The following is a 12,642-nucleotide window of genomic DNA, read 5'->3' as shown; positions in this document are numbered from 1 at the left end:
TTACTGCTGAAAATCAGACACATTACTATTTAGCACTTATTATATTCAGCAAATTTTAACTAAAACCAAAAGAAGTATGAAAAAAGTAAGGTTCCTCGCAATGGCACTTATGCTGCCTTTGTTAACCTCCACCTTTACTTCCTGCGAAGACCTGCAGGGAAAAGAAACTGACAGTCTCCAGGACCAGGGCCTGTCTATTGAGTACGAAAAATACGAACTTGACAACGGCCTAAATGTGGTACTGCACCAGGACAAGTCAGATCCTATTGTGTCAGTGGCCATCCAGTACGGGGTGGGTTCTAACCGGGAGAAAAAAGGCCGCACAGGATTTGCGCATCTCTTTGAACATATGTTGTTCCAGGAATCTGAAAATGTACCACAAGATCAATTCTTTAAAAAGATCCAGGATGTGGGTGGAACCTTAAACGGCGGTACCTGGCAGGATGGTACTGTTTATTATGAAGTAGTACCCCAAAATGCACTTGAAATGGTGCTCTGGCTGGAATCTGACCGTATGGGATATTTCATTAATACTGTAACTGAAGCTGCATTTGCCAACCAGCAGGAGGTAGTACAGAATGAGAAACGCCAGCGGGTAGACAACAATCCTTACGGGCACACCGGCTGGGTGATCGATAAAAACCTTTTCCCTGATGGCCACCCATACAGCTGGCAGGTGATAGGCGAACTTGAAGACCTTCAAAGTGCCACTATAGCCGATGTTAAGGAATTCTACGACAAATTTTATGGCCCCAACAACGCCACCCTGGTTATTGCCGGAGATTTTGACAGGGACGAGACCAAAGCAATGATCGAGAAATATTTTGGTGAGATTAAAAAACGTCAGGAAGTTGCCCCGCTTGAGGTACAAAACGTAAAGCTTTCAGAAACTAAAAGGCTTTACCATGAAGATAACTTTGCTACCGCACCTCAGCTCAATATGGTGTGGCCTACAGTTGAACATTATACTGCAGATGCCTATGCGCTCGATTTTCTGGGAGAGATCCTATCCGACGGAAAAGAAGCGCCACTGTATGAAGTACTGGTAAAAGAAGAAGAACTGGCCTCTGAACCAATAGCCTTCAACAGCTCTGATCAAATTGCCGGAAAATTTCGGATCCTGGTCACTGCCAACGCAGGGGTAGATTTAGATAGTGTTGAAGCCGGTATTGAAAAAGCCCTTGATCGTTTTGAAAAAGAAGGAGTTACAGAAAGGGATATTGAACGCATTAAAGCAGGTCTTGAAACCGATTTTTACAATGGAATAAGCAGCGTACTTGGAAAATCCTTCCAGCTCGCCCAATATGATGTCTTCACCGGAGACCCGGGTTACATTGTAAAAGATATAGAAAATATCAAAAAAGTGACCAAAGAAGATGTGATGAGGGTATATAATACCTACATCAAAGACAAGCCTTTCGTGATGACCAGCTTTGTACCTAAAGGCCAATTAGAGCTTATTGCTGAAAACTCTGAAAAAGCCCAGGTCGTAGAGGAAGAGATCACCGAAAACGTAGAGGCCGAAGTTGCTGCTACCGAAGAAAAGACCATTGAAAAAACACCTTCAAAGATTGACAGATCTACACCACCTCAATTGGGTGAGGCGCCCGGCTTAAATGTTCCTGAGTCATGGAACCTGGTGCTTGAAAATGACCTGGAAGTCTATGGTATTGAGCAAAATGAATTGCCATTGGTAAATTTTAGCCTGGTAATTGAAGGCGGACATTTACTTGACGACCTCAGCAAAAATGGTGTGGCAAACTTAATGACCGATATCCTTATGGAAGGTACGGCCAACAAAACACCTGCAGAACTCGAAGAGGCAATAGATCTTCTTGGAGCTAACCTGTATATGTACACCACAGATGAATCTATAGTTATTAGAGGGAACAGCCTTGCGAGAAATTTTAAAGCAACCATGGAACTTGTAGAAGAAATCCTTCTTGAGCCACGATGGGATGAGGAAGAGCTGGCGCGTATCAAAACCAGTACAATCAATTCCATAAAAAGAAATGAGGCCAATCCAAATGTAATTGCCAACCAGGTTTATAACAAGCTGCTGTATGGAGAGAACCATCCTTTCGCCTATCCCACTTCGGGTACGGTAGAGTCTGTAGAAGCCATTAGCATTCAGGATCTTAAAGATTACTACAACAAATATTTTTCTCCTACTGTAAGTCGTTTCCATGTGGTGGGCGATGTTTCACAGGAACAAGCACTGGAAGTACTCGCCGACCTCAAAGACAATTGGGAACCTAAAGAAGTTAACATACCTGAATTTGAAGTAGTGACCAATAGAGACAAAGCCTCATTGTATTTTGTAGATGTACCTGGTGCCAAGCAGTCGGTGATCAATATTGGTTACCTCGCTCTTCCCCGCACCAGCGAAGACTTCTTCCCTGCCGAGGTGATGAACTACAAGTTGGGAGGTTCTTTTTCGGGTAACGTAAACCTGGTACTAAGAGAAGAAAAAGGATATACCTACGGTGCCCGCAGTGGTTTTAGTGGTTCTAAGATCCCCGGCACCTTTACAGCCTCTTCTAGCGTGCGCACCAATGCCACAGGAGAATCTGTAGGTATTTTCAAAGATGAAATCGCCAAATACAGGAATGGCATCACGCCCGAAGATCTCGAGTTTACCAAAAATGCCCTTATCAAGTCTAATGCCCGCCGTTTTGAGACACAACCCTCACTGCTGGGCATGCTTCAGGAAAGGAGCGCGTATGACCTTCCGGCCGATTATATTAAGCAGGAAGAGGAAGTTATTCGCAACATGACACTTGAAGAGCATAGAAAACTGGCCCAAAAATATCTTGACGAGTCCAAAATGGCTTACCTGGTGGTGGGAGATGCCGCTACCCAATTTGAGCAGTTCAAAGATATGGGCTTTGATGAAGTTAAATTGATCAATAAACAAGGGGAAGAAGTAAAACCCGAATCAGTAAAGCCCTAAGCACTTTTTTTAATTCAATTATAAGCTCCCGTTTTAGCGGGAGCTTTTTTTATTCACGGGGGGTAGGTTTTAAAATTCAGTGCTCTTTTTTGGTCAAAAAATTAGGAAGAATAATCTACTTTTGCCGCATGGCAACAAGAGGTGGATTTTCAAGCAGGTTAGGCTTTATAGCCGCAGCCGCAGGATCGGCAGTAGGCTTGGGGAATATTTGGCAGTTTCCGTATGTGGCAGGACAAAACGGAGGGGCTGCTTTTTTAATAATCTATGTTTTCTGGATTTTCCTAATAGGTTTTCCAATAATGTTGGGAGAAATCACCCTGGGCCGCAGTGCACAGTCCAACCCTTATGGAGCTTATAAAAAATACGGCGGAAAAGCCTGGGGACTTGTAGGGCTGTTCGGTATTCTTTCAGGAATCATGATCCTCTCTTTCTATAATGTGGTTTCTGGTTGGGCTTTCGGTTATTTTCTTGAAACAGCCTTCGGAAATTTATTGGAAGAAAATGATTTTTCATCCTTTTTTGGAGAATATGTAGCCGATTATTCAGATAATCTCTGGTTTAGCTTTGGGTTTATGGCCATTACTGCCGTGATAGTACTGCAGGGTGTCAAAAAAGGCATTGAAGGTTCAGCCAAAATATTGATGCCGGCGCTTTTTTTCCTGCTACTGGGAATCATAGTTTACGGTCTCACCTTACCGGGAGCCATAGAGGGCGTGAAGTTTTATTTGCTGCCCAACTTTAGCCTTATTAATGCCGAAACTATTTACTCTGCTCTTGGGCAGGCTTTCTTTTCCCTAAGCCTGGGAATGGGCGGTTTGATTACTTATGGTTCTTATCTCAATAAGCAGGAAAATATCTTAAGCTCTGCCAGCCTGGTGGTAATTGCAGATACCATGGTGGCATTTTTGGCAGGTTTAATGATTTTTCCCCTTGTTTTCTCTCAGGGGCAATCTCCTTCAGAAGGTCCGGGACTGGTATTTGTAGCACTTCCCGGAATCTTTCAGGCTATGGGGCCAGTGTTGGGGAAAATTGTAGGAAGTAGTTTTTTCCTTTTACTGTGTTTTGCCGCCCTCACCTCTACCATCTCCCTGCTGGAGGTAGCCGTTGCCTATCTCATAGACGAGCGCAAATGGTCCCGCCGCAGGGCAGTTTCCTTGATGGCCCTTGTTATCTTTTTTATTGGAATACCCAGTATGCTGGGTTACGGTGCCATTCAAAGCTTAACCAGCTTCACTTTTTACGAAGGCACATCAAAAAGCTTTATGGACCTTGTACAGGATGTATTTTCGGTTATTGCGCTGCCCCTTGGAGGGTTCCTGCTTAGTGTCTTTATCGCCACCCGGTGGACCACTGCCAAATTTTCTGATGAAATAAGCCAGGGTGCAAAAAATTATAAAGGCTCCTTTATGGAAGGCTTTTTAAATATAATGATCAAATTTATTTGTCCGATAGTTTTGGGGCTCATGTTCATACTTACCCTGCTTCAAAAGTTCTTTAACATACAGCTGTTCTAGCTTTCTTCGGAAGAAAATACAGCTAAAATATTCCGGAACATATTCTACAGTAACCTGCCGATAATATTTTTTTTTGCGCTGGTGACAAATTTCACCTCACTCAGCCTTCCAATAACCTGCTTTAAATTTTTCTGCGGAATAAATGCACAATGCAGCAAGGATGTAAATAAAAATATCCAGCCATTCAAAATGATTCCCTAACACCACCGAAGCCATCTTGTTATCCTGAAGATTTAGAAGAGAAAGAAGCCCGAAATATTGCGAAGCTTCAACAGCAAAGGCGAAAAACAGCACTCCAAAAATGGCATTTTTGACAGGAATATTTAAAAAGCTTTTTAAAAGGCAGTAGAGAAAGATGATCACCAGGAAATCTCCACCGTAGGGCCTTATAACTGTATCGTTTACAAAAGCAGCAATAGCCACTTCTGTAAAGAAAAGAAGAACAGCCCCCGCAAAATAATTGAAATGAAATTGCACCCCGGCAAGCTAATAAAAACTATAAAACCCTGGTGTCAATAAACGATTTGAGAATGTTTTTGATTTGCTGCTGGGTTTCGGGATCCATTCCCTTCAGATTCGCAGTATTGGCTTACCAACTCAGGTTTTGAATATTCTGCTTCATCCAGATGTTCAACAATATAATGATCAAAAGAGCCTTTTGAGAGGTCTTTTCCCACCACCTGGATAATGTTATTGTGCCGGGGGTCTTCTTTGATACGCTGAAAGAGCTCCAAAACCTTTGTCTTTTCTCCTTCCAGCACCTGAAAGAAATTACCTTCAGAAAAAAGGAGCATTCCTTTAATATTTTCCTTGTTGTTCTTCTCCCGCCATTTGGGAAGTAAGGTTTCAATCTCACCAACTGTAAAATTGTTGCTGGCAGTACTTATAAAACATATTGCATGCTCCATTAAAAGGGGGTTTTTCAGTCCCATTTTAAAAAAGTATAATTTTTATAAATCCTAAGAATTTCACAAATCCGTCATTTTAATGTAAAAACCACATTTCTTCGGAAATAATCACCCCTCAAAAATGCCATTTGGAAGGAATTTCCAGTAAAATTTCAGGAATAACCGAAATAGACAAAAAACATTCAGCTTTACTGCAACAAATATGATTTTTTGTTGTCTATTAACTAAACTCCCTGATGAAATCACTTTTTTCAGCTCTTTTTCTCTTGATAAGTATTTCGGCTTTTGCACAGGAAAAAGACAGCATTCCGAGGAAACAGATCTACATCTCCCGCATTGATGACGCTCCAAAAATAGATGGCAGGCTAGACGATGCTGCGTGGAAAAATGCGGCAATAGCTACCAATTTTGTGGAACGGCTTCCAAACAACGGGCGCTCTATCCCCGATAGTCTTGCCACCCAGGTAAAAGTAGCTTATGACGATCTCGGCATTTACTTTGGGGCCGAAATGCTGGACCCTAATCCTTCAGAAATAAGAAAAGAACTCACAGAGCGGGACGGCATAGGCAATGACGACTTCTTCTTTATTTTACTTAACGGTTACAATGACCGGCAACAGAGCATGCAGTTTATTGTAACGGCGGCAGGAGTGCAGTACGATGCAAAAATTACCAATGGCAACGAAGATTCTTCCTGGAACGCCGTTTGGTACAGTAGTGTAGATATCAATGACCGCGGGTGGACGGCCGAGATCTTCATTCCTTATTCTGAATTGCGGTTTCCTGAAAAAGCCATCCAGGAATGGGGTTTGCAAATGGAGCGCGAGTTTAAACGCAGCGGCACCCGGTATAGCTGGAGCCCCGTAGATAATGCCAAAGGATCTTTTTCTATATATGACGGCGAAATTCACGGCATTGAGCATATTCAAACCCCTACCCGACTTTCGGTACAGCCTTACGTCTCAACTTACCTTAACAGTTACGACGGTGAGACCAGCACTAACGTTAACGGCGGAATGGACCTGAAATATGGCATTAATGACGCTTTTACCCTCGACATGATCCTGATCCCCGATTTTGGACAAACAAAATTCGACGAATCTGTGCTCAACCTTTCGGCTTTTGAAGTGCAGTATGATGAGCAGCGACCTTTTTTTACTGAAGGAACCGAGCTTTTTACCAAAGGGGACCTCTTCTATTCGCGCAGGGTGGGCGGTGCGCCTTTTGGAGATGTGACACTTCAGGAAGAAGAAGAGATCCTTGATTTTCCTTCTTCCGTAGATCTTATCAATGCTTTGAAGGTCTCGGGAAGGACAGATGGTGGGCTGGGAATCGGATTTTTTAACGCCATTACCGAAAAGACCTATGTCACTGTGAAGAATACCGAAACCGGTGCCACCCGCCGCGAACTTATTGAGCCTTTCACCAATTACAATATCCTGGTGCTCGATCAACGCTACGGCGACAATTCTTCTGTATCGCTGGTAAATACCAACACCACCCGCGAAGGCCATTTTAGAGACGCCAACGCTACAGGCCTGTATGTTGACCACACAAATAAGACCAACACGTTTAATTATTTTGGCCGGATTGAAGGCAGCTGGGTGATGGAAGAAGGCACCAAAACCGGTATGGAGGCCCAGGCCGGAGTATCAAAAATTAGTGGAAAGAACCGCATGGACCTCAACGCCAATTTACGCACCAAAGACTATGATATTAACGACCTTGGCTATTCCAGTGCCACAAATTTCGTTCGTTACCAGGGCCTGTACCAGCGCAGGCTTTTGCAGCCAAAAGGCTTTCTAAACAATATGTACCTCAACTGGGTAAGTGTACATGAACGCCGCCTGGAACCCGACCTGCACAGCAACTGGATCCTTAATTTCAATTCCAGCTTTACTACCCGGGAGTTTTTCAACTTTGGCGGTGGTTTTGAAACCACTCCCATTGGGACCAATGATATTTATGAACCACGGGTAGATGGCAAGTACTTTAGCATTCCTGCTTATTATGATGTGTGGCTTTGGTTCAATACAGATTTCAGGAAGAAGCTGGTAGTAGAAGTATTGGCCGACTGGTACAAGTATAATGAACGTGGCCGGGGAGATCTCATTTTTGATTTTAGCCCCCAATACAGGTTTTCAGACAAGTTCAATGTACGACTGTCTACCAACGTGAGATTGTCTGACAAAGAAGAGGGCTTTGTAGATTTCCTGGAGGCGGATGATATCCTTTTTGGGCAGCGCGATAGAAACACCATTGTAAACTCTCTTGGTGCAAATTACATCTTCAACAACAAAATGGGATTGAACCTGGCCTTTAGGCACTATTATTCTGAAGTGTTTTATTCTGAATTTTACACGCTCCAAAATGATGGAGGTTTAAGCGATTACGGGTCCAAAAATGACGAATACAACACCACTTACAACAGCTGGAACCTGGATTTACGCTTTTCCTGGTGGTTTGCCCCCGGAAGCCAAATGACGCTGCTCTACCGCAATGCCACCGACAGCTACATAGAGCGTTCGCACATCAATATTGGCGACAACTTTAAAAACCTTTTTGATCAACCACAGGTGAACAGCCTTTCTTTAAGGATCTCCTACTACCTGGATTACAACCGCGTTAAAAGCTGGTTTAAATCTAACGACAGACCCACCTTACCCCAAGATGCCGTTGGTTACCGGGAGTCAAAAATGAGGTTGTAAGAGACATATTTTATTCTTAAGAAGAGTTTTCAAAAATGGCATTTTTGGGAGGTAATTTTGAGAGGTCTTATTAAGCAACTCTGGTCTCTGCCAAAATTTTTTCCAGGTAACGGTATTATTAAAAAGGTTCCCCGAATTCATTTCCGCCATATCCCAGTCCATTCTGAGAAATCAATAAAGTGTGTTTTTAACAATTATTTTCTACATTTATAGAAAATGATTCATTATGGGTAATAAATCACTACTTGGAAATTGGGCACTTATTCTTTTTTGCACCTTAGGTGCCGGACAATTATTCGCGCAACTCAGCATTAATGAAAAAGAATATTTTGAAACCCGGGGGCTAAACGTCCTTGTTTTTAGCAATGAGTATAATGGATTCTTTTTTGACGAAAAAAACGCCGGTATAGAACTCATCCATAACGGAATGAGAAGTAGTACCGGAGGGGCTGTAAGATTGCAGAATACGCCTGAACAATGGGATCTTGTACCTTCACTTGTAGAACGAAAGGTAGATCCTGCTTCCAATATTATAGAGGTCACCACCCGTTATAACCAGTTGGATTTTACCTCAAAGATCATTGTCAAAGCTGAGGGAAAAGGGATGAATATTTCTGTGCATCTCGATAAACCCCTTCCCGAAAACCTTAAAGGAAAAGCCGGATTTAATCTGGAATTCCTGCCTGCTGCTTATTTTGAAAAGTCTTATCTGGTAAATGGGAAACCCGGTATCTTCCCTCTTTACCCATCGGGTAATACCAAAATTAAACCTATAAGTGAAAAAGTTCCACAGTTTGCTGGTCATTCAACTCTGGACACTCGCGGGGAAGAAGAATTCATATAGCCGCAACCTCTTGCCACTGGTAAGACCATCATCCTGGCACCTGAAGACCCTTATCACCACGTAAAAATTACTTCAGAAACCGAGATCTCTTTATTTGACGGGAGAAGCCTTGCCCAAAATGGCTGGTTTGTTACCCGCAGTATCCTGCCGGCGAATAAAACAGGAAAGGTTTTGGAGTGGCATCTGGAAGCCAATACAGTTGCTGACTGGACCCGGGAACCCAATATTGGTTTTTCCAAATTGGCTATCACCCGGAACAAAAAAAGATTGCAATCATAGAACTGGATAAAAACCATGATAGGTTGCAAACTGCCTCTTTGTATCAGGTAACTCCTGAAGGAACCACAGGGGAAAAAGTAAGCGGGAAAGTTACCGAATGGGGAAAACATTTCAGGTATAATTATGCCGAATTTGATTTTTCCGAAGTGACAGAAACCGGGATTTATTTTATAAAATATGGAGAGCACACTACCAATACTTTCCCTATTAGTGAGCAGGTTTACGAGACAGCCTGGCATCCCACCCTGGATGTTTTCTTCCCTGTGCAAATGGATCATATGAAGGTGAATGAAGCTTACAGGACCTGGCACGGGAGACCTTTTATGGATGATGCCTTGCAGGCGCCGCTGGAGCAGGAACATTTTGACGGCTACAGGATGGGATCATCTACAGACACCAAATTTGAACCCTACGAACACATTCCGGGCCTTGATGTAGGTGGATGGTTTGACGCAGGGGATTATGACATCCAAACCGGCACCCATTGCCTAACCATCACAGATCTTGTTGCTTCCTGGGAAGAATTTGGCCTGGAGCGCGATCAAACCCATATCAACCAGGAAAATCGGTACGTCGATATCCACCGGCCAGATGGGCAAATAGATATCCTGCAGCAAATCGAACACGGAACCCTAAACCTGGTAGCACAGATCAATAGCATAGGTCACGCGGTTAGAGGGATGATAGTTCCCAACCTGCACCAGTACCATCATCTGGGAGACGCCTCAACCGAAACCGACAACCTGCCCTACAATCCCAATTTGCAGCCATTCGAAAGTGATGGAGTATCCAGCGGAAATATGGACGACAGGTGGGTATTTTCTGAACGTTCCCCATACCTGGACTACAGCACCGCCGGGGCATTGGCTGCCGCAAGCCGGGCTTTAAAAGATTATAACCCGTCCCTCTCTGCGGAATGTCTTGAACTGGCAAAAAAACTTTGGCAGAAAAATGAGAATATGCCTGCGCCTGAGCCTTCTTCAGGATATTTCGCCCGTTTCCTTAAACTCAGCGAAATGAATACTTCTATGCAGCTCTATGTTACTACAAAAGAAACTAAATATGCTCAAGCCTTTGATTCTAAAATTTGGAATGCGATGGATGAAACCCTGGACAGAACTATTGATATTGCTTTGCACGCTGCGCCCCATATGGATGCAGAATTCAATAATAAATTAAAAATCTATGTTCAAAAATATACTTCAGAAATAGATCAATTGGAAAAAGACAATCCTTATGGAGTTCCCATGTTCCGCAGGCCGGGTTGGGGTGGTAACCACGGAATTATAGATTTCGCCATCGCCAATTACAGGGCCCATAAATTATTCCCGGACCTGGTGGATAAGGAGCATGTATTTAAAGGTTTACACTACATCTTCGGAAGGCATCCTCATTCTAACCTTTCTTTTGTTTCGGGAGTAGGTACAAAGAGCAAAAAAGTGGCTTATGGGAGTAACCGGGCAGACTTCAGTTTTATTGCCGGCGGCGTGGTACCTGGGATCCTGTTAATGGGCCCCGATTATCCCGAGAACAAAGAAAACTGGCCCTTTTTCTGGGGTGAGAATGAATATATTGTTGATATTGGAGCCAGTTATATTTTTCTGGTAAACGCAGCAGATGAACTCCTTAAGGAATAATAGTTACCACAGGCCTAATCTTTACTTCATGATAATGAGGTTTCAAAAATGACATTTTTGAGGCTTCTCTTCTTCGGAAAGAGTTTTCAAAAATGGCATTTTTAGAAGGGTATAAAGTCCAAACCCTCCCGATGCTGCTTTTTTTTAAAAGGGATTCAAATTACATGGGTTTTCAGAAAAAAGATCGCATTTAACTGAAAAAATCTGCCTCCCGGCTTCAACACCTGATTTTTGTCATTGTTTTCTCTATTAAGTCTTTCTTATTTTTAGTTTTTGACCGCTAATTCTTTAAATATGAAACGATTTCTACTCCTGTTGTCGCTTTTTGTGATCATTTCCTGCAAAAATAAAAATGAGAATACCGAAACTGACTTTACCGATGAAGGTTACGAGCTGCTTACCGATGCAAGTGTGTATTTTCAGCCTTTATCTTCGGTAGAAATGGAAGAACCCGACTCTAATGCAGTAAAACTCGGGAAGCATTTATTTTATGACACACGTTTGTCGGGAGAGGGGAATATCAGCTGTAATTCCTGTCACAACCTGAACACTTATGGAGTAGACAACCGGCAATTCTCTCCCGGAGATGTTGAAGGAACCTTTGGGAACCGGAATTCCCCTACGGTACTTTACGCCGCTTTACACAAAATGCAGTTTTGGGATGGCCGTGCACAAACTGTAGAAGAACAGGCCGCAGGCCCTATTTTAAACCCTATTGAACACAATATTAAACAGGAAGAACAACTGGTAAACCGCTTAAAAGAAGTTGAGCTATACCAGGATTTGTTTACCAAAGCTTATGGCGACGAAGGAATTACTTTTGAAAATGCCCTCAAAGCCATTGGGGCTTTTGAACGCACCCTGATGCCAAAAAGCCGGTTTGACTCCTATCTCGAAGGAGATCATTCTGCCCTTACCCAAAGGGAAAAATCCGGACTCAAAAGCTTTATCAATGCCGGTTGTATCACCTGCCACAGTGGCGTTGCCATGGGCGGGCAAATGTTCCAGAAATTTGGTTTATACGAAGACTACTGGAAGTACACCGAATCTAAAACTATTGATCTGGGACTCTATGAAATAAGTCAGGATGAAATGGATAAGTATTTCTTCAAAGTTCCCGGTTTGCGCAATATTGAACATACCTACCCATACTTCCACGACGGCTCTGTAGAAGATCTTAACAAAGCGGTAGAAATTATGGTAGAACTGCAAACTGCAAACGATCTTTCTGAAACAGAGATTGAAGATATTGTGACCTTCTTAAAGAGCCTGTCAGCCGATGTTCGGGACGAGGCAAAACAAAATCCCTTTGAATAGGCGACAATTAGTCGGGAGAGGTTTACAGGCCCTTATACTTCCGCAGAAAATTGAGTAACAGCGAAAAGGGAAAAAGGAAGTTTTTTTAAATTGATCATTGAGGGAAAGCTCCACCTTTAAGAGGTCCCAAAAATGCCATTTTTGGGAGGTTTTTTAAAGACAGGAGCATCAAATAAACATCATCATTAAAAAGCAAAATAGAGAACATCAAAAAGCACAAAAAAACCTTTCAGCGAACTGAAAGGTTATCAAACTAATTCAATAATATGTTTTTAGAATAAACCTAAATACTTCTTCCCCCCAGAAAAAATAAATAGATAATATTCATTATCGAATTAACCCAGTTTAAAAATCCAAGTGATCTCTGCCCCATCATTTATTAACCATGTTATTAAACTCGTGTTTTAAAGATTTTTCGTGTTTGTTGTAATTAATTGAATTTATCTGTTCCTCTATAATTGCCCTCTCCTTCCATGAGAGAG

The 12,642-nt window shown here is 42.6% G+C and carries 8 protein-coding genes; 6 read left to right on the top strand and 2 right to left on the bottom strand.

The window, feature by feature from the left end:
* The first annotated feature begins 76 nt into the window (after positions 1–76).
* Together V5739_RS08345 and V5739_RS08340 are read left to right on the top strand one after the other, a co-directional pair.
* Positions 77–2,953, top strand: coding sequence for a M16 family metallopeptidase (locus V5739_RS08345; protein WP_423820401.1), 2,877 nt, complete (start codon positions 77–79; stop codon positions 2,951–2,953).
* Between the two features lie 128 nt (positions 2,954–3,081).
* Positions 3,082–4,467: a sodium-dependent transporter gene (locus tag V5739_RS08340; protein WP_423820400.1), complete on the top strand. Its 1,386-nt coding sequence runs from the start codon at positions 3,082–3,084 to the stop codon at positions 4,465–4,467.
* Between the two features lie 96 nt (positions 4,468–4,563).
* Here the strand turns inward: V5739_RS08340 and V5739_RS08335 are convergent, their stop codons facing one another.
* Positions 4,564–4,944 (bottom strand): DUF2809 domain-containing protein, encoded by a 381-nt coding sequence (locus V5739_RS08335; protein WP_423820398.1) that lies wholly within the window; start codon positions 4,942–4,944, stop codon positions 4,564–4,566.
* Between the two features lie 35 nt (positions 4,945–4,979).
* On the bottom strand, positions 4,980–5,375 hold the full coding sequence (locus V5739_RS08330; protein ID WP_423820397.1) for a BLUF domain-containing protein: 396 nt from the start codon (positions 5,373–5,375) through the stop codon (positions 4,980–4,982).
* Positions 5,376–5,611: 236 nt separating this feature from the next.
* Between V5739_RS08330 and V5739_RS08325 the strand changes: the two genes are divergently transcribed.
* The 4 genes from V5739_RS08325 (at position 5,612) to V5739_RS08310 (ending at position 12,160) form a co-directional block, all read left to right on the top strand.
* On the top strand, positions 5,612–8,083 hold the full coding sequence (locus V5739_RS08325; RefSeq protein WP_423820396.1) for a DUF5916 domain-containing protein: 2,472 nt from the start codon (positions 5,612–5,614) through the stop codon (positions 8,081–8,083).
* Between the two features lie 226 nt (positions 8,084–8,309).
* On the top strand, positions 8,310–8,927 hold the full coding sequence (locus V5739_RS08320) for a hypothetical protein (protein ID WP_423820395.1): 618 nt from the start codon (positions 8,310–8,312) through the stop codon (positions 8,925–8,927).
* 206 nt (positions 8,928–9,133) lie between these two features.
* Positions 9,134–10,843, top strand: a complete 1,710-nt coding sequence (locus V5739_RS08315) for a glycoside hydrolase family 9 protein (protein ID WP_423820460.1) — start codon at positions 9,134–9,136, stop codon at positions 10,841–10,843.
* 294 nt (positions 10,844–11,137) lie between these two features.
* Complete coding sequence (locus V5739_RS08310; protein ID WP_423820394.1) at positions 11,138–12,160, top strand: cytochrome-c peroxidase; 1,023 nt, start codon at positions 11,138–11,140, stop codon at positions 12,158–12,160.
* Positions 12,161–12,642: the final 482 nt, after the last annotated feature.

The sequence above is a fragment of the Salinimicrobium sp. TIG7-5_MAKvit genome (assembly GCF_049569215.1).
GTDB classification, from domain to species: Bacteria; Bacteroidota; Bacteroidia; order Flavobacteriales; family Flavobacteriaceae; genus Salinimicrobium; species Salinimicrobium profundisediminis.
This window is presented reverse-complemented; position numbering and strand designations above follow the sequence as displayed.